Below are 17,849 nucleotides of genomic sequence, written 5' to 3'. Positions count from 1 at the left end.
CCGAGCCCTCGCGCCGGAGCAGTGCCCCGTCGCGAGGGCGGTGCGCGCTCGGACGCGGGTGCCTCACGGCGCGCGTTCGAAGCGCCGCAGCTCCCGGTCCACGTCGGCGCGCACCTGCGCGGCGTCGAAGCTGCGGGCGTTCGCGAGCGCGAACATGCGCTCGTACAGCAGGTCGTCGTCGACGGTCTCGAACATCGCCAGGCTGGCCGGGCCCCGCCACAGACGCGCATCCCAGGCCGCGCGCACCTCGCGCCAGAACGGGGCGGTGCGTTGCCAGTAATCGCGGCCGGCGGTGAAGTCGTGGTCGGTGATGCGGGTGTAGGTGTTGACGCCCAGTTCCTTCGCCAGCGGCGTGATGCTGCCGTCGGCGGCGAGGATGCGCTTGGTGTTGTCCTGCTCGTGCACCCAGCCGGCGGGCGTGACGATGTGGCGATTGATCACGTCGAGCACCTGGTAGTCGCTGCGCGTGGTGTATTCGCGGCGCGGCAGCGGGCGCCAGGTGGGCGCCGAGGTCCAGGTGGCGACGGCGCCGTCGTGGGTCCAGCGGCCGGTGCCGCCGTAACGCGGGGAATCGTCGACGTGGTAGACGATCTGGGACCAGGCGCCGGTGCGGTCTTCGGCGGCGATGTCGACGCGTTCCCACTGTTCCTCGCCGCGGAAGCTGACGATCTGCGCGGGTTCGTACTGCCAGTCCTGGCGCCAGTGCTTGATGACGTGGCGGTCGTCGTCGTCGCCCATCACGAGGATGTGCTGCAGCGAGATGAAATCGCCGCGGTCTTCGATGACGTTGACCCACTCGGTGGCGCCGCTGTGGTGGGGTTCGTGGAGTTTGTAGTTGGCGGCGAGGGCGACGGTTTCGCGGAAGTCGAAGTCGACGCGGTAGTCGCCGGCCATGGCGAGGATGGCGGTGCGGTCGCGGTTGAAGGCGGTGGTGTCGCGTTGCGGCGCGGGTGCGGCGTCTGCCTTCGTGATCGGCGGCGGTGTGGTGGCGCACGCGGTGAGCGCGAATGTCGCCGCGAGGGCGAGCGAGTGTTTGATGTTCATTGCAAGAAGTTCCGGATTCGTAAGAGTTCGCTCTTGAGCCCTTCTCCCTCGAGGGGGAAGGGCTCAGGGGCTTTCAAGCCAGCGCAGCGGCGCGCTGGCAGCAACAGTCATGCGGCAACGGTTCGAGCGTCGCGTGCTCCGCCAGCGCGAAGCGCCGCGCGCAGGCAAGGCCCAGCACCGACAGCCGCGCCGGTGTCTGCGCATCGAGCAGATCCACCCCACCCACCCTCGCCCGCTGCAGGCGCAGCACGCGCGCGGACGACGTCCGCATCGGCGCCTCGCGCCGACCACGCTCGCGCACGATCGCGTCCCCGGGCAACGCCGCCAGCAGCGTCTCCCACGCGAGGAAATCGCTGTCCGGCAGCAGCCACAGACTCGCCAGCGTGTCGCCGTCGGTGTCGAGAAAGCGCAGGCACTCGTGCGGCCCGTCGCTATCGACAGCCACCGACGCGACGACACGTTCCGCCGCCACCAGCCCGACGAGCTCGCGCCGTGCCGGCCACGGCGCCTGCGGTGCCAACCACGTACGGCTCTCGCGCTGCGCGTAGACGTACAGCACCACGCCCAGGTCGGCGAGTGCGTCGCCGAGCCACAACCAGCGACACGGCGTGGCGCCGGTCGCTGGCGGGGACAGCACACGCAGATGGGTCGGCGCGACGCTGCCCATGGCCGTTACCAGCGTAGGTCGAGCGACACCGAGGCGCTGCGGCCCGGTGCAGTGAAGCGGTCGAGCGCGGCGCTCGTCGAACTCAGCGACGACGCATCCGACCAGTCCCAGTAGTGCTTGTCGGCGAGGTTGAACACACCGCCGTTGAGACGCACGTGCTCGGAGAACTCCCAGTGCAGCAGCAGGTCGGCGACGCCGTACCCTGGCGGTGCAAACGTCGGTGCCGCACCGTCGGCCGGCGCTTCGATGCGCCGCTTGCGCTGCGCGAAGCGGCCGACGAGTTCGGCACCGAAGCGGCCGTTGTCGTAGCCCAGACCGAGCACGGCGCGCGTGGGATCCACCGATGCCAGCGGCACGTCCGCGGTCTTGTCGTCACCTTCGGCGTACGAGATCGCGGTGCGCAGCGACAGATTCTCCAGCGCATCCGACCACAGGCCGAGGTTCACGCCGGCCTTCAGCTCGATGCCCTTGATCTCGACCTCGGCGATGTTGCGCGACTGGAACTGCATCAGCCCGGTGAGCGGATCGTCGCCGACGTACATCAGCGATTCGATGAAGTCGTCGTACTGGTTGTAGAACGCGCCGAGGCTCATGTAGGCGTGCTCGCCGCTGGCGCGCAGGCTGATCTCGACGCCGTCGCTGGTCTCGGGCTTGAGGTCCGGATTCGGCAGCGCCGTGTACCCGAACGCGATGTTGGTGAAGCCGATGTTGGCATCGTCGTACGGCGGCGAGCGGAAGCCCGCGGTGTAGGCGCCGTAGAGCGACCACGTGTCGTCGAAGCGCCACACCGCGCCGAACTTCGGCGACACGCGCGTCTCGGTGATGCCGGTGGCGGCAACGCCCGGGTTGTCTTCCGCGAAGATGTTGTCGATGCGCGGATCGAGATCGTAGTGATCCACGCGCAGGCCGGGCGTCAGCGACAGGTTGCCGATCGTGATTTCGTCCTGCACGAACAGCGCGGCCTCGGTGGTGCGGCTGACCGGGAAATCGCGCACCGGGAACACGTCGGGCGAGATCACCGGCGTGGTGACGCCGGTGGTGAGGTTGGTCGCGGTGCCGTCACGCTTCTGGCGCGTGTCGGTCTGGATCACTTCGACACCGTAGGTGAGCGCGTGTTCGGCGCTGCCGGTGGCGAAGTCCTTGTGCAGCACGGCGTCGATGCCGTACACGCGCTGGTCGAAATTGAACTCGCGCTGGCGCAGTGTGACCGCACCGGGCACGCCGCCGGCCAAACTCTGGCGTTCCTCGCGCGTGTACTGCGTGGTCTCCGAATCCTGGCGGTAGACCTGCCAGTGGCCGCCGTCCGCAAAGCCGAACCCGAGGTTCTCGAACTCGTGTTCGAGTGCGATGCGCGCACGCGTCTGGCGGTCTTCGCCGAGCAGCGCCTGCGTGACCGCCGACGGCGACGGGCCACCGAGGAAGACCGGGCCGAGCGAGCTCTGCGCATCGGTGTCGGCGGTGCTTTCGTTGCCGTCGATGGTGAGGCGGAAGCGCTGGTCGTCGCTGGCCTTGTAGACGAACTTCGCCAGCACGTTGCCGCCGCCGGTGCTCTGCGGATTCGGCGTGGTGCGCGCGGAACCGGCAACATCGTTCTCGCCCTGGTTGTCGCGCTCCTGGCCGTCGCGGCGCGTGGCCACGAGCAAGGTCGAGAAGCGATCGCCGCTCCACGCGTGCGTGGCGGTGGCAAACGCGCTGTCGTCCTCGGTGTCGAAGCCGGTCTTGAGGCCGACGTAAACCGGGTTGCCGAACAGCGCGGTGTAGTCCTCGGGATCCTTGGTCACGAAAGACACGACACCGCCGAGGGCATCGGAGCCGTACAGCGCCGACGATGGGCCGCGCAGGATTTCGACGGACTTCAACTCATCCAGGTCGATCAGGTCGCGGCCGGCGGCGGAGAAGCTGCCGATCGAGAAGCCGTCCGACAGCGGAATGCCGTCCACGCGCAGTTGCACGCGGTTGCCGCCGAGGCCGCGGATGCGCACGTCCTGGATGCCGAAGCGGCCGTTCGAGAAACCGACCGAGACGCCGGGCTCGTAGCGCACGAGGTCTTCGAGGTCGTTGACCAGTTCGCGGTCGAGGCGCTCGCGGTCGATCACTTCCACCGTGGCCGGCACGTCGGCGATTTCGCGCTCGGTGAGCGTCGCGGTGACGGTGATGCGATCGAGGCTCGACGTCGAGAGGTCGGCGGCATCGGGCGCAGGCGCGGCCGAGGCGGCGGGCAGCACGGCGAGACCGCCGAGCAGGGCGAGGAACAGCGGGGTGTGACGCATTGAAACTCCAGGCGCGCAGGTTCCCGGGACAGGAACGGGTGCAGGAAACGAGGCGGCTGGCGCGCGGGAGGCCCGCGATGGGTGCTTGCGACCGTGTGGACAACGAGCAGCTTGAGCGCATCGCACGCGCCGGGCCACCTGGCGTGCATGCGATCGGCCGGCACAGGGCCGGCACGGCGTTGTTATTTCGTGAGGATCAGCTTGTCGTTCTGGGTATGGCGCAGGCGGTATTCCTGATCGCCGTGCTGGATGATCACCTCGCGCTCGCCCTGCAACAGCTCGCGGCTGTCGACGCGCTGGCGCGAGGCAGTGGTCATCGCCCGGGGCACGGTCGGAATGATGGACGGGGCAACGGAAAAGACGTGGCTCATGTCGCGGTCTCCGGGTCGACGCTGCGGCTGCAGCTGTTGGCGGAGACGATGATAATGATTCTCATTCGCCAGTCAAGCGGTGACAGATGGGTGCCTAGACGCGTACCCAGGCACGCGCTGGCCTGGGAGGTGGCTCCCTCATCCGGCTGCCGCCACCCTCTCCCGCCGGGAGAAGGGCTTCTGCGTGTCGCGCTCGCAGACGTTGAGCGCTCGTGCATGTCTCGTGAACAACTCCAGGCTTGTCGAGGTCTCCGACGGTGCAGTCCTTCTCCCGCCGGGCGAAGGTGGCGGCAGCCGGATGAGGGACGGCCTCGCACCCGCCCGGATGCTCACCCAAACACCGCCTCGATCCGCGTCAGCGTCGCATCATCGAGCTGTCCCATCACATCAATCGCCGTCAGGTTCTGCGTGATCTGCTCGGTGCGCGACGCACCAAGAATCACCGAACTCACGTTCGGGTTGTGCAGGCACCACGCGATGGCCAGCGGCGCCGGCGCCACGCCGAGCTCCTGCGCGATCGCGACGAATCGCGCCACCTTTGCCTCCCGCGTCTGCTTCTCGCCGCGGTAGAGCATGCGCTCGCGGAAGCCGTTGTCCGCGCGCGCCAGGCGCGAGTCGTCGGGCAGCGCCTGCGCCCCGTACTTGCCACTCAGCAGCCCGGACGCCAACGGCGACCAGGTCGTGGTGCCGAGGCCAAGTTCGGAATACAGCGGTGCGTACTCGACTTCGACGCGCTCGCGATGCAGCAGGTTGTATTCGGGTTGCTCCATCGTCGGACCGTGGAGACCGTGCTGGCGCGCGATCGTCGCCGCCTCGCGGATCTTCTCGGCCGACCATTCCGACGTGCCCCAGTACAGGATCTTTCCGGCGCGCACGAGGTTGTCCATCGCCCATACCGTTTCGGCGATCGGGGTGTCGGGATCGGGACGGTGGCAGAAGAAGAGATCGAGGTACTCCACGCGCAGCCGCCGCAACGCCGCGTCGCAGGCGTCGCGCACGTGCTTGCGCGAGAGCCCGCGCTGGGTCGGCGCCGGGTCGTCCACGGCGCCGAAGAACACCTTGCTCGACACACACCAGGCGTCGCGCGGCAGGCGCAGATCGGCGAGCGCATCGCCCATCACGCGCTCGGCCTCGCCGTTCGCGTAGGTTTCGGCGTTGTCGAAGAAATTGATCCCGGCATCGAAGGCGCAGGCGATCAGCTCGCGCGCCTCGCCGCGTCCGACCCTGCCGCCGAACGTGATCCACGCGCCGAACGACAGTGCGGACAGCCTCAGGCCGGAATTTCCGAGACGGCGGTACTGCATGGAACCACTCCGCGGGGACGATCCGCCGAGTGTACGTCCGGGCGGCGTCAGTGGGTCGTCGGCGCCGGCTCCGGCGCGGCGCAGCGCAAGCCGTCCGAGGTGGCGACAGCGGCCGGCTCCATCGGTGTCGCAGGGTCGCGCGGCACGAGCGCCGCGAACAGGTCCGGATCGTAGCCGACCACTACCGACTGCGCAGTGACAAGCTGCGGCACCGAATCGCTGCGCAGCGTGCGCAACACTCCTGCGGCGTAGGGGTCTCGATCGACCACGCAGTCGCGGTACGCGACGCGATTCGCCCGCAGCCACTGGCGCGTGCGCTCGCACCAGGGACAGGTGCTCGTCGACAGCAGCACCACCGGACTGCCGACGGCGGCAACGAGTGCCGCGAAATCGCCATCGCGGCGGGGGGGCTCCTGCGTCAGCCACTGCGTGGCGCGCAGCACGCCGCTTCCGGCAACGAACCCGGCCAGCGGCACGAGGGCACACACCACGACGATCCAGATCACGCGCTTGATCATGTTGTCTCCGGGTCGATGCGGGCGGTGCACCGCCCGCATCGAGGTTGCACTGTAGTTATGCGCCGCAGGACTTCTTGCACGCGGTGTATTGCGCGACACAGGCGGCCTTGCCCGAGCCGACGGCGTCGGAGAGGCAGGCGGCCTGATCGAGGCTGCAGCTCTTGAGGCAGGCTGTGTTGCCGGCCGCGAACGCCACGCCGCTGCCCAGGGCAAACAGGAAGGACAGGGCGACCAGCGCCGTACGGATGCGGATCTTCATGATGTGACTCTCCTTGATGAATGAAGCGAACTCCGACGCTCCGGCCGGAGTGCGGCGAATGCCGCCAGGCGCACGGCAGAATTGCAGTGCGCCTGACAAGGCATACGCTGCAATGCGTGACGCGGATCACGATTTTCGAGACAACCGTGATGTGACGCACAGTTTTTTGGGGTCTACGGGCGCAGTGCCCCGCCGGAGCCTGCTAGACTGCGCATCCCCATCGGGGAGTAGTCCCGGCCCGCCGTCTGCGGGCCGTCGCGGCGTCAACACACTTGGTCCACAGACCATGGCGCCGCGGGTGCGAATCGGACGAGACCGCTGGTTGATGCGATGCCGCCCCGCCGGGCCGGCGCCGTGTCGACCATCGCGTTTCCGTCGCCCGGCCCGCATCGAGATCCGCCCTTGGACACCCTGCTCGTTTCGACCTTCGCCGTCGCAATCGCTGAAATCGGCGACAAGACGCAGTTGCTGTCGCTGCTGCTCGCCGCGCGCTACCGGCGTTTCTGGCCGATCGCCGTCGGCATCTTCGTCGCGACCGCACTCAATCACTCGCTGGCCGGCTGGATCGGTGCGCTCGTGGCCTCGTGGCTGTCGCCCGCGACGCTGACATGGCTGGTGGCGCTGTCGATGTTCGCCGTCGCGCTGTGGACGCTCAAGTCCGACACGCTCGACGACGCGGATGCGCCGGCACCGCGTTTCGGTCCCTTCGTCGCGACCACGGTGGCGTTCTTTCTGGCCGAAATCGGCGACAAGACCCAGATCGCGACCGTGCTGCTGGCGGCGCAATACAGCCCGCTGTGGCTGGTGGTGGTCGGCAGCACGCTCGGCATGCTGCTGGCCAACCTTCCGGTCGTGGCGCTCGGCGCGCGGTTCGCGAACCGTCTGCCGCTGCGCGCCGCACGCTACACCGCGGCGGCGGTGTTCGCCGCGCTCGGCGTGTGGGTGCTCGCGACGCGGCTCTGACCTGCCGTCCGGCGGGCCGATCGCGACGCCGCGTCGCCGCGCCTTGCGCGCGGCGCGCGCGGCGGCATACCCTGCCGGTTGGGCCTCCGCGCGGGAGGCAGGGGATCGTCATGCTGCATATCCTGTTCGGGCTGTTCGGATTGGCGGTGCTGATCGGCATCGCGTGGCTTTGCTCCAACAACAGGGGCAAGGTCGACTGGGTGCTGGTGGGGACCGGCATCGGGCTGCAGATCGCCTTCGCGGTGCTGGTGCTGATGGTGCCGGGCGGGCGCGAGGTGTTCGATTCGCTCGGGCACGGCTTCGTCGCCATCCTGAGCTTCGTCGGGGAAGGCTCGAAGTTCATCTTCGGCGATCTGATGGACACCTCGAAATTCGGCTTCATCTTCGCGTTCCAGGTGTTGCCGACGATCATCTTCTTCGCCGCGTTCATGGGCGTGCTGTATCACCTCGGTGTGATGCAGGCGATCGTGCGCGGCATGGCCTGGGCCATCACCAAGGTGATGCGCGTGTCGGGTGCCGAAACCACCTCGGTGTGCGCATCGGTGTTCATCGGCCAGACCGAGGCGCCGCTGACCGTGCGGCCGTACATCTCGCGCATGACCGAATCCGAGCTGATCACGATGATGATCGGCGGCATGGCGCACATCGCCGGCGGCGTGCTGGCCGCGTACGTCGGCATGCTCGGCGGCGGCGATGCGGAACAGCAGGCGTTCTACGCCAAGCATTTGCTCGCCGCGTCGATCATGGCCGCGCCGGCCACGCTCGTGATCGCGAAGATCCTGATCCCGGAAACCGGCACGCCGCTGACGCGCGGCACGGTGAAGATGGAGGTCGAGAAGACCACCAGCAACGTCATCGACGCGGCTGCCGCCGGCGCGGCCGACGGCCTGCGTCTGGCGCTGAACATCGGCGCAATGCTGCTTGCGTTCATTGCCTTGATCGCGCTGCTGAACGCACCGCTGACGTGGTTGGGCGAAGTCACGGGCCTCGCGTCGGCACTGGGACGCCCGACCGACCTGGCCAATCTTCTCGGTCTTCTGCTGGCGCCGCTGGCGTGGGTGATCGGCGTGCCGTGGCAGGACGCCACCGTGGTCGGCGGCCTCATCGGGCAGAAGGTCGTGATCAACGAATTCGTCGCGTACCTGCAGCTCGCCGACATCGTGAACTGCAAGACGACGGGCGTGGCGCTGACCAATCAGGGTGCGCTGATCGCGACCTATGCGTTGTGCGGCTTCGCCAACTTCAGCTCGATCGCGATCCAGATCGGCGGCATCGGCGGGCTGGCGCCGGAGCGGCGGCAGGACCTGGCGCGCTTCGGCCTGCGCGCGGTGCTGGGCGGTTCGATCGCGACGTTCATGACCGCGACGATTGCCGGCGTGATCTACATGCTGCAGCACAGCGCCGAGGCGGCGAACGCGGTGGCGTGTGCGGTGACTCCGTAAGGACTGCATCGCGTCTGGATCGCGGACGGGCGTCAACGCCACAACACCCTTCCCCGTCGTCCCGGCGAAAGCCGGGACCCAGCGGCGTTCCTCCCGTTGTCCTCGGCAACGACCTGCGAAAGCAACGTCGCTGGGTCCCGGCGTTCGCCGGGACGACGGTAAGGTAGAGCGCGAACGTTCGGATCAGACCCGCGTTTCGATCCGCTTCAACCCGAACAAGGGCCGCAGCCACGCGACACGCCGCACGATCTCGTATCCCGCCAGACACCCGGCAAACGTCAGCGCCACCAGCAGCGGCCCCTCGGCCGCCGGACTCATCCCGAGCGGCTTGAGGTTGTGCGCAAACACCACGATCAGCGTCTGGTGCAGGATGTACACCGGGAACACCGCGTCGCGCAGGTAGCGCAGCGCGGAGCTGTCCCGCCGCAGGTGGCGGCGCGCGACACCGAAGATCGCCACGATCGTGCACCACTGCTGCACCGCCCACAGCACGCGCTGCAGCAGCTTGAGCCCGATGGCCGGGTCGTCGGCCGCGTACAGCCAGAAGTACCACACGATGTAGATCCAGCTCGCGCACGCCAGCCCGAGCGCGACCCGGCGAACGCGAACCATCGCATCCCACACCGGGGTCGCACGCGCAACGAGCCAGCCGAGCAGGAACAGCGGCAGGTACTGCGCGTGGTTGTACCAGTCGTCGACCAGTCCGTGCGTCGATTCGAAGCGCGCCACCAGCAGCAGCCGCGCCACGGCGAGGTACAGCAGCGGCCACAGCAGGACGCCCATTCCCGACAGCGCCCGTTCCGCAGCGGTGCGCGCGCGCTCGATCGCGCGTTGCGGCAGCAGCAACACGCCAGCCAGCACCAGCGTGTACACCCACAGGTAGGCCACGAACCACAGGTGATTCCACGTCGGCGTGTCGATGCACTCCTCGCCGCGGCAGACATTCGCGGTCACGTAGAGCCTGTAGAAGTGCCACCAGCCACCGTCGTAGCCCGCCTTCTCGACGATCTCGTAGTAGGTCTGCGGCGGCACCACCACAAACATGCCGAACAGCAGCGGCACCAGCAGCCGCCATGAACGCCGTCGCAGGAATCCTTCGCGCCCCTTGCCCAGAAGGAACGCCGTGGCCGCGCCCGACACGACGAACAGCAGCGACAGCCGCCACGGCGAACTGAGCAGCATGAACGGTTCCAGCGTGTCGCTTGCGTGCGGGCTTTTGACATGCCAGTCCCAGGTCACGTAGTACATGCCGACGTGGTAGAGCACGAGCAGCCCGAAGGCGCAGACGCGGACCCAGTCGAGATCGTAGCGGCGTTCCATGGACGTTCCGGTGATGGCGAAGTCGCCACCCTGGCGCGGCCGCGACGCGCGACGCCATTGCCGGGTGACCGGCCGAGCGGGCCGAGGGACGAGCCGCACGCTGCCGGGGGCCAGCCGCGCCCGTCGCGACCAGCCGCGTCCGTAGAATGCGCGCCATGCCCGACGTCGCTCCGCCCCCGCGCAACGCCTACGAACGCTACCTGCCGTGGCGACGCTGGTTCGAGATCGGCTTCTGGCTGGCGGTGATCGTCGCCAACGCCGTCGGCAACAGCATCACCGTGCTGATGGACGTGCGCCGCGCGGGCCTGGACACGCAGGCCTGGGAACCGGCCGTGTGGGAAACCTCCAGCGCACTGCTTTGGATGGCCATCATCCCGTGCGTGGCGTGGTTCACGCGGCGCGTCCCGTTCCAGTGGCACGGCGTGCCGCGGTACCTCGCGCTGCACGTCGGATTTTCGGTGGCGATGTGCGTGCTGCACGTGGTCGGCATGGTGGCGCTGCGCATGCTGGCGTACCGCGCGATGGGATCGAGCTACGACTTCGGCGCCTGGCCACTCGGATTGCTCTACGAATACCTCAAGGACATCCGCGACTACGCCGGCATCGTCGTCACCATCGAAGCTTACCGATTCGCGTTGCGCCGTCTGCAGGGCGAAGCCACGCTGCTGGCCGCGCCGGACGAAGGCCCGCCGCTGGAACCGGTCGAACGCCCGGAACGCTTTCTCGTGCGCAAGCTCGGGCGCGATTTCCTCGTTGCCGCCAACGATATCGAGTGGCTGCAGGCCGCCGGCAACTACGTGAATCTGCGCGTGCGCGGCCACGACTACCCGCTGCGCAGCACGATCGCCGGCATCGAAGCCCGGCTCGACGGCGGCCGCTTTGCCCGCGTGCACCGCAGCTACATCGTCAACCTCGACCGTGTCGCCTCGATCGAGCCGCTGGACTCGGGCGACGCGCGCATCCACCTGCACGACGGCACCGCCCTGCCCTGCAGCCGGACCTATCGGCAGGCGCTGCGCGAACGCACCGGCGACTGAGCGGCGCGGCGGCACGCGGTAAACTGCGCGCATGTTGATCGGCCCGTACCGCATCGACCCGCCCGTCGTGCTCGCACCGATGGCCGGCGTCACCGACAAGCCCTTCCGCCAGCTGTGCAAACGGCTCGGCGCGGGGCTGGCCGTGTCGGAAATGACCACGTCCGATCCGCGCATGTGGTCGACGAAAAAAAGCCTGTGGCGCATGGACCACGTCGGCGAGCCGGACCCGATCAGCGTGCAGATCGCCGGCGCCGACCCGCGCGCCCTGGCCGATGCCGCGCGCTTCAACGCCGACCACGGCGCGCAGATCATCGACATCAACATGGGCTGCCCCGCAAAGAAGGTCTGCAACGCGTGGTGCGGCTCGGCGCTGCTGCAGCACGAAGACCTCGTCGCACGCATCCTCGATGCCGTGGTCGGCGCGGTCGAGGTGCCGGTGACGCTGAAGATCCGCACCGGCTGGGATCGCGAGCACAGAAACGGACTCACCGTCGCGCGCATCGCCGAACAGGCCGGCATCGCGGCGCTCGCGGTGCACGGCCGCACCCGTGCCGATCTCTACAACGGCGAGGCCGAATACGACACCATCGCCGCGATCAAGGCCGCGATCTCGATCCCGGTGTTCGCCAACGGCGACATCGATTCGCCGGACAAGGCCGCGTTCGTACTGCGCCATACCGGCGCGGACGCGGTGATGATCGGCCGCGCCGCGCAGGGCCGTCCGTGGATCTTCCGCGGCATCGCCCACTACCTCGCCACCGGCGACCTGCTGCCCGAACCCGACGCCCGCACCGTCGGCGACATCCTCCTCGGCCACCTCGACGCGCTGTACGCGTTCTACGGCGAAGAGGCGGGCGTGCGCATCGCGCGCAAGCACCTCGGCTGGTATGCGAAGGATCGGCCGGAGAATGCGGCGTTCCGGCAGGTGGTCAACCGGGCCGACAGCGCCGACGCGCAGAGGCGGCTGACGGCGGATTATTTCTCGGCGCTGGCCGCGGGTGCGCCGGCGGAGCTGCCGAAGGCCGCGTGAGCCCAGTGCCGGGCGCGCTTCGTCGCACCCCTCGCGATTCGTTCCACTGTGCGGTCGTGCAGCCTCAGTCGACTGCCGGATTCCAGATGCGCTGCCACAGCAACGGCAGGCGGTCGCCCGCGCGGACCGTCCACACGCGCTGCTCGGGCGGAATCGCCTGCCATGCACCGTCGCGGCGCTCGGCCACGACAAAGGTGAAGCTGTAGTCGGGTTCCTCGCCCATGCGCAGGTCCGACAGCACGAGGCGGTCGTCATCCACCGTGGCCTTCATGAAGCCGTGGTTGAACCAGCGCAGGCGCTCGACCGTCGGCACCTTGCTCGCAGCGGCGAGCGCGGCGGTGTCTGAGAGGTAACGGCGAAAACGCATCGGGCGGCCATTGTCGGCTACCAGCGAGTACTCGCCTTCGACGAAGCCGTCCGGCGTCATCGCCACGACGCGCCACAGCAGCGTGTTGAGCGGCGACGGCACCGAGAAGCGCGGCGCGTCCTGCAGGCCGAGTGCCGCGAGCGAGGCGTCCGCCACACGTTCGATCTGCCATTTCGCGATGAGCGACCAGCCCAGGTAGGCCGTGCTCAGCACGAGGCCGGCGACGACGAAACGCTGCGCCGCGCGGCGTGCACCGAGGAATGCCGCCGCGACGACGCCAAGCAGCAGCCACAGCGTGTACGCCGGATCGATGATGAACACGCTCGACCACATCGTCGGCGGCGGCATCAACGGCCACAACAGCTGCGTGCCGTAGACGGTGAAGGCATCGAGCAGCGGATGCGTGACGAGCGCGAGCTGGATCGCCCACAGCCACGCACGCGGCGCCCTGCGCACGGGCGTCCAGCGCGTGCGCAGCAGGCGCCACAGCAGCCAGCCGAACGGGATCAGCACCAGCAGCGAATGCGAGAAGCTGCGGTGCCAGGTCATCACCGCGACCGGGTCGTCGATCAACGCAAGCGGGAGCACGTCGAGGTCCGGCAGCGTGGCGAGTGCGGCGCCGACGGCAAGCGCGCGGCGGCGGTGGGCGGCGCGCACGACGACGGCGGCGACGCTCGCGCCGAGGACGATCTGGGTCAGGGAATCCATGGGTGGACTCTACCCAACCCACCGCGCTTTCGGTGCAGCGATCGCGCCGAAACGCCCCAGACTTGCCTCGGTCCGCACACCACATTCCTTCTCCCGTCGGGAGAAGGAATTCAGGCTGGCAGCGCTGGCTCCGAACGCGCCGGACTTGCTTCGGTCCGCACGACACATCCCTTCTCCCGGTGGGAGAAGGTGCCGGCAGGCGGATGAGGGCGCCACATCGCAATCGTGAGAGGCGCAGGGTCGGAGCGGACTCGCTCTCGATCATAGGTTTGCACCGGACGTCGTAGCGACGGAATGTTCGGGCCAGCACGTACCGACTCGTCCTCATCCGGCTGCCGCCACCTTCTCCCGTTGGGAGAAGGAACTCAGGCTCGAGCGTGCGGCTTTGAACGAAGCGAATGCGGAGCGAGCAAACTCAAGCGTCGCCCGACCACAACGCGCGGATCGCCGCGATGCCTTGCGCGCCGTGTTCGCGCGCGATCGCAAGGTCCTCCCGCCGCAAGCCGCCGAGCGCGTAGATCGGCAACGCCACCTGCTCGCGCAGCGCCGCGAATGCGGCCCAGCCGAGCGGCCTCGCATCCGCATGCGTCGGTGTCGGCGCGATCGGGCCCGCGACGGCAAAGTCCGCGCCCAGCGCCTGCGCATGGTGCAGTTCGTCGAGCGTGTGGCAGGACGCGGCAAACACGGCATCGAGCGCCGGCCGCCGCGTGAGCGACATCAGCTGCGAGGCGGTGGCATGCAGCCCGCAACCGTATGCGGCGCAGAGCGCAAGCGTGGCATCGAGATCGCCGCCGAGCCGGCCGCCGAGCAGCAGTTCGGCGCGCTGTTCGCGCAGCTGCGGCTTGAGCGCGGCGACCAGTGCCGCCGCGGCGTCCGCACCGAGCGCCAGCGCTCGCAGCTGCACACGCCGCACGCCGCCACGCACGGCTGCAAGCAGGGTGTTGGCGAAGGTGTCGAGATCCGGACCGGGCTCGGGCGTGATCAGGTACTCCGCAGGCTGCAGCAGCGCCGCCACGACCGGCCTGTCCGCCGCGGGCATCGCATAGGCGTGCAGCCGCTCGCGCGGCACCCATGCCAGCGCCTGCCCTTCGAGCCCGCGCGCACGGCCGGTGAAGCTGCGCACGCAGGACACGTCGAGCAGGATGCGTTTGTGGGGATACGCATGCGGCACCGCGATCAGCGGATCGATCGCACCGATCTCGATGCCGACTTCCTCGCGCAGTTCGCGCGCAAGGGCTTCGTGCGGCGTCTCGCCCGGCTCCACCTTGCCACCGGGAAACTCCCACAGCCCCGCCAGATCGCGCCCGTCGCCGCGACGCGCCAGCAGGATGCGGCCGCGCGCATCCTTGAGGATGCCGGCGGCGACGTGGATCGGTGCAGCCGTGATTCGTGATTCGCGATTCGCGATTCGTGCAGCGGTCACGGCAGCGTGGTCCGCCGAAGTGAACGCGTGAACAGCACGGTCCGCACGCGCGACGCCTTCGTTGTCGACGAATCCCGAATCACGAATGCCGAATCACGAGTCTCCAACCCTCAGGCCAGCTGCCCGTGGCAATGCTTGAACTTCTTGCCCGAGCCGCACGGACACGGGTCGTTGCGCCCGACCTTCGGCGCATCGCGCAACGTCGGCGAGACCGCGCCTGCCGCCTGCGCCGCCTGCACCTGCGCGGCTTCCTCGTCGGCGCCCAGGCCGCCGCTGTCCTCGTGCTGGAACTGCATGCGGCGCGCCTGCGCCTCCATGCGCTGACGATCGGCCGCTTCCATCGCGGCCACTTCTTCCTCCGAGCGGATGCGCACGCGCGCGAGCAAGGTCGTCATGTCGCGCTTGATCTTGTCGAGCATCTCCGAGAACAGCTCGTAGGCTTCGCGCTTGTACTCCTGCTTCGGCTGCTTCTGCGCGTAGCCGCGCAGGTGGATGCCCTGACGCAGGTAGTCCATGCGCGCGAGGTGCTCCTTCCAGTTGGAGTCGACCACGTTGAGCATCACGTGTTTTTCCAGCGAGCGCATCATCTCCGCGCCCATCTGCGCTTCCTTGTCGGCGAACAGCGCGTCCACCGCCTGCATCACGTGCGCGGCGATTTCCTCGGCGGTGATTTCCTCCTTCTCGCGCAGCAGCGACTGCAGGTCGAAGCGCAGGCCGAAGTCGGTTTCCAGCTCCTTCTCCAGCGCCGGCAGGTTCCACTGCTCGTCGATGGATTCGGGCGGCACGTGCTTGTGCACCACGCCGCGCACCACGTCCTCGCGCACGCCGGCCACGGTGTCCTGCACCGAGTCGGTGTCCAGCAGCTCGTTGCGCTGCTGGTAGATGACCTTGCGCTGGTCGTTGGCGACGTCGTCGTATTCGAGCAGCTGCTTGCGGATGTCGAAGTTGTGGCCTTCGACCTTGCGCTGCGCCTTCTCGATCTGGCGGCTGACGAGGCGATCCTCGATCCGGTCGTCCTCCTTCATGCCGATGAACTTCATCGCGCGCTGCACCCAGTCGGCGGCGAAGATGCGCATGAGGTTGTCTTCCAGCGACAGGAAGAAGCGGCTGGACCCCGCGTCGCCCTGGCGACCCGAGCGGCCGCGCAGCTGGTTGTCGATGCGGCGCGATTCGTGGCGTTCGGTGCCGATGATGTGCAGGCCGCCGGCGGCCAGCACTTCGTCGTGGCGCTTCTGCCATTCGGCCTTGACGCGGGCGCGGTCGAGTTCGGTCGCATCCTCGCCCAGCGCGTGCAGCTGCGCTTCGAGCGATCCGCCGAGCACGATGTCGGTACCGCGGCCGGCCATGTTGGTGGCGATCGTCACCGCACCCGGCGCACCGGCATTGGCCACGATGTGCGCCTCGCGCTCGTGCTGCTTGGCGTTGAGCACCTCGTGCGGGATGCCGGCCTCGCGCAGCAGGTTGGCGAGCAGTTCGGAGGTTTCGATGGACGTCGTGCCCACCAGCACCGGCTGGCCGCGCTTGTGGCAGTCCTGGATGTCCTCGATGATCGCCTGGTACTTCGCCGGCTTCTTGAGGAACACCAGATCCGGCGCATCCTTGCGCACCATCGGACGATGGGTCGGGATCACGACCACCTCGAGCCCATAGATCGACTGGAACTCGTAGGCCTCGGTGTCGGCCGTGCCGGTCATGCCCGAGAGCTTCGAATACATGCGGAAGAAGTTCTGGAACGTGATGCTCGCGAGCGTCTGGTTCTCGCGCTGGATCGGCACGCCTTCCTTCGCTTCCACGGCCTGGTGCAGGCCGTCGGACCAGCGCCGGCCCGGCAGGGTGCGGCCGGTGAATTCGTCGACGATGATGACTTCGCCGTCGCGCACGATGTATTCCACGTCGCGCTGGTAGAGCACGTGCGCGCGCAGCGCGGCGTTGAGGTGATGCACCACGGCGAGGTTGGAGCCCGAATACAGTCCGTCGCCTTCGGCGATGATGCCGGCCTCCAGCAGCAGCTCTTCCGCGTGCGACATGCCGGTTTCCGACAGGTGCACCTGCTTGGATTTTTCGTCCGCGAAGTAGTCGCCCTCGCTGTCTTCGGCCGCCTGCCGCTGCAGCTTCGGCACGATGCGGTTGACCTTGACGTACAGTTCCGGCGATTCGTCGGCCGGACCGGAGATGATCAGCGGGGTGCGCGCTTCGTCGATGAGGATGGAGTCGACCTCGTCGACGATGGCGAAGTTGAGGCCGCGCTGGAAACGGTCGTCCTTCGACAGCGCCATGTTGTCGCGCAGGTAGTCGAAGCCGTATTCGTTGTTGGTACCGTAGGTGATGTCGGCGGCGTAGGCACCCTTCTTGTCCGAGTGCGGCATGCCCGGATACACCACGCCCACCGTCAGGCCGAGCCAGGTGTAGACCTTGCCCATCCAGGCCGAGTCGCGGCGTGCGAGGTAGTCGTTGACCGTCACCACGTGCACACCCTTGCCGGCGAGCGCGTTGAGGTACACCGGCAGCGTGCCGACGAGGGTCTTGCCTTCGCCGGTGCGCATCTCGGCGATCTTGCCCATGTGCAGCACCATGCCGCCGATCAGCTGCACGTCGTAGTGGCGCATGCCGAGCACGCGGCGCGCGGCTTCGCGCATGGTGGCGAAGGCTTCGGGCAGCAGCTGGTCGAGGGTTTCGCCCTTGTCCAGGCGGGCGCGGAATTCGGCGGTCTTGCCGCGCAGGGTGTCGTCGTCGAGCTTCTCGAACTCCGGCTCCAGCGCGTTGATGCGCTTGACGTTCTTGCTCAGCTGCGTGAGCAGGCGTTCGTTGCGGCTGCCGAAGATGCTGGTGAGGAGCTTGTTGAACATGCGGGGTTCCGGAAAGGACGATGGGCGGGCGGCGCGACGCGGCGCGCCCGACCGGGCAAAGACGGGGATTTTAACCTGTGGGAGCCGGGAGGGCGAATCAAGGCGGGGGCGATGGGGAAATGCGGCGATCGGATCGGCTGCGCCGTCGATCGATCTGTCGCCCGGACGCCCGGCGCTTGCCGCTGTCCCCACTCTGGGTTCCTTCTCCCGGCGGGAGAAGGAATTCAGGCTGGCCGGGTTGGCGCTGGTTGCAGCGCTTAGCGTGGCGCGAGGCGCGGCG

At 68.3% G+C, this 17,849-nt stretch carries 15 protein-coding genes and 1 riboswitch; of the genes, 4 read left to right on the top strand and 11 right to left on the bottom strand.

Going from position 1 to position 17,849, the window contains the following annotated elements:
• Window positions 1-63: 63 nt before the first annotated feature.
• From HNQ52_RS11720 to HNQ52_RS11690, 7 genes are all read right to left on the bottom strand, one after another.
• Window positions 64-1,044, bottom strand: a complete 981-nt coding sequence (locus tag HNQ52_RS11720) for a DUF6607 family protein (protein ID WP_183961358.1) — start codon at window positions 1,042-1,044, stop codon at window positions 64-66.
• A gap of 73 nt (window positions 1,045-1,117) precedes the next feature.
• Window positions 1,118-1,711: a Hemin transport protein gene (locus HNQ52_RS11715; RefSeq protein ID WP_183961357.1), complete on the bottom strand. Its 594-nt coding sequence runs from the start codon at window positions 1,709-1,711 to the stop codon at window positions 1,118-1,120.
• A 5-nt stretch (window positions 1,712-1,716) separates the two neighbouring features.
• Complete coding sequence (locus HNQ52_RS11710; protein WP_183961356.1) at window positions 1,717-3,981, bottom strand: TonB-dependent hemoglobin/transferrin/lactoferrin family receptor; 2,265 nt, start codon at window positions 3,979-3,981, stop codon at window positions 1,717-1,719.
• Window positions 3,982-4,163: 182 nt separating this feature from the next.
• Window positions 4,164-4,298 carry a hemin uptake protein HemP gene (hemP, locus tag HNQ52_RS11705; protein WP_246387813.1) on the bottom strand — a complete coding sequence of 45 codons (135 nt, stop codon included), beginning with the start codon at window positions 4,296-4,298 and terminating at the stop codon, window positions 4,164-4,166.
• Window positions 4,299-4,681: 383 nt separating this feature from the next.
• On the bottom strand, window positions 4,682-5,656 hold the full coding sequence (locus HNQ52_RS11700) for an aldo/keto reductase (protein WP_183961354.1): 975 nt from the start codon (window positions 5,654-5,656) through the stop codon (window positions 4,682-4,684).
• Between the two features lie 47 nt (window positions 5,657-5,703).
• Complete coding sequence (locus tag HNQ52_RS11695) at window positions 5,704-6,174, bottom strand: glutaredoxin family protein (RefSeq protein ID WP_183961353.1); 471 nt, start codon at window positions 6,172-6,174, stop codon at window positions 5,704-5,706.
• Between the two features lie 55 nt (window positions 6,175-6,229).
• Window positions 6,230-6,433, bottom strand: a complete 204-nt coding sequence (locus HNQ52_RS11690; protein ID WP_183961352.1) for a hypothetical protein — start codon at window positions 6,431-6,433, stop codon at window positions 6,230-6,232.
• A gap of 210 nt (window positions 6,434-6,643) precedes the next feature.
• Window positions 6,644-6,805, top strand: a riboswitch (yybP-ykoY riboswitch).
• Between the two features lie 30 nt (window positions 6,806-6,835).
• Here HNQ52_RS11690 and HNQ52_RS11685 point away from each other — a divergent pair.
• Both HNQ52_RS11685 and HNQ52_RS11680 read left to right on the top strand, forming a co-directional pair.
• Window positions 6,836-7,396 (top strand): TMEM165/GDT1 family protein, encoded by a 561-nt coding sequence (locus tag HNQ52_RS11685; RefSeq protein WP_183961351.1) that lies wholly within the window; start codon window positions 6,836-6,838, stop codon window positions 7,394-7,396.
• Between the two features lie 110 nt (window positions 7,397-7,506).
• Window positions 7,507-8,838 carry a NupC/NupG family nucleoside CNT transporter gene (locus tag HNQ52_RS11680; RefSeq protein WP_183961350.1) on the top strand — a complete coding sequence of 444 codons (1,332 nt, stop codon included), beginning with the start codon at window positions 7,507-7,509 and terminating at the stop codon, window positions 8,836-8,838.
• A 183-nt stretch (window positions 8,839-9,021) separates the two neighbouring features.
• Here HNQ52_RS11680 and HNQ52_RS11675 read toward each other — a convergent pair whose 3' ends face one another.
• A complete protein-coding gene (locus HNQ52_RS11675; protein WP_183961349.1) occupies window positions 9,022-10,158 on the bottom strand; it encodes an acyltransferase family protein in 1,137 nt (378 codons plus the stop codon).
• 155 nt (window positions 10,159-10,313) lie between these two features.
• Here HNQ52_RS11675 and HNQ52_RS11670 point away from each other — a divergent pair, with 155 nt between their 5' ends.
• Window positions 10,314-11,195, top strand: coding sequence for a LytTR family DNA-binding domain-containing protein (locus tag HNQ52_RS11670; RefSeq protein WP_183961348.1), 882 nt, complete (start codon window positions 10,314-10,316; stop codon window positions 11,193-11,195).
• Window positions 11,196-11,226: 31 nt separating this feature from the next.
• Window positions 11,227-12,225: a tRNA dihydrouridine synthase DusB gene (gene dusB, locus HNQ52_RS11665; RefSeq protein WP_183961347.1), complete on the top strand. Its 999-nt coding sequence runs from the start codon at window positions 11,227-11,229 to the stop codon at window positions 12,223-12,225.
• A 64-nt stretch (window positions 12,226-12,289) separates the two neighbouring features.
• On the opposite strand, the gene HNQ52_RS11660 is transcribed toward dusB, so the two are convergent.
• The 3 genes from HNQ52_RS11660 to secA form a co-directional block, all read right to left on the bottom strand.
• Window positions 12,290-13,300: a metal-dependent hydrolase gene (locus HNQ52_RS11660; RefSeq protein WP_183961346.1), complete on the bottom strand. Its 1,011-nt coding sequence runs from the start codon at window positions 13,298-13,300 to the stop codon at window positions 12,290-12,292.
• Between the two features lie 415 nt (window positions 13,301-13,715).
• Window positions 13,716-14,723 (bottom strand): Nudix family hydrolase, encoded by a 1,008-nt coding sequence (locus HNQ52_RS11655; RefSeq protein ID WP_183961345.1) that lies wholly within the window; start codon window positions 14,721-14,723, stop codon window positions 13,716-13,718.
• Between the two features lie 110 nt (window positions 14,724-14,833).
• Window positions 14,834-17,569, bottom strand: coding sequence for a preprotein translocase subunit SecA (gene secA, locus HNQ52_RS11650; protein ID WP_183961344.1), 2,736 nt, complete (start codon window positions 17,567-17,569; stop codon window positions 14,834-14,836).
• Window positions 17,570-17,849 lie beyond the last annotated feature (280 nt).

Source organism: Chiayiivirga flava (assembly GCF_014202825.1).
GTDB lineage: Bacteria > Pseudomonadota > Gammaproteobacteria > Xanthomonadales > Xanthomonadaceae > Chiayiivirga > Chiayiivirga flava.
This window is presented reverse-complemented; position numbering and strand designations above follow the sequence as displayed.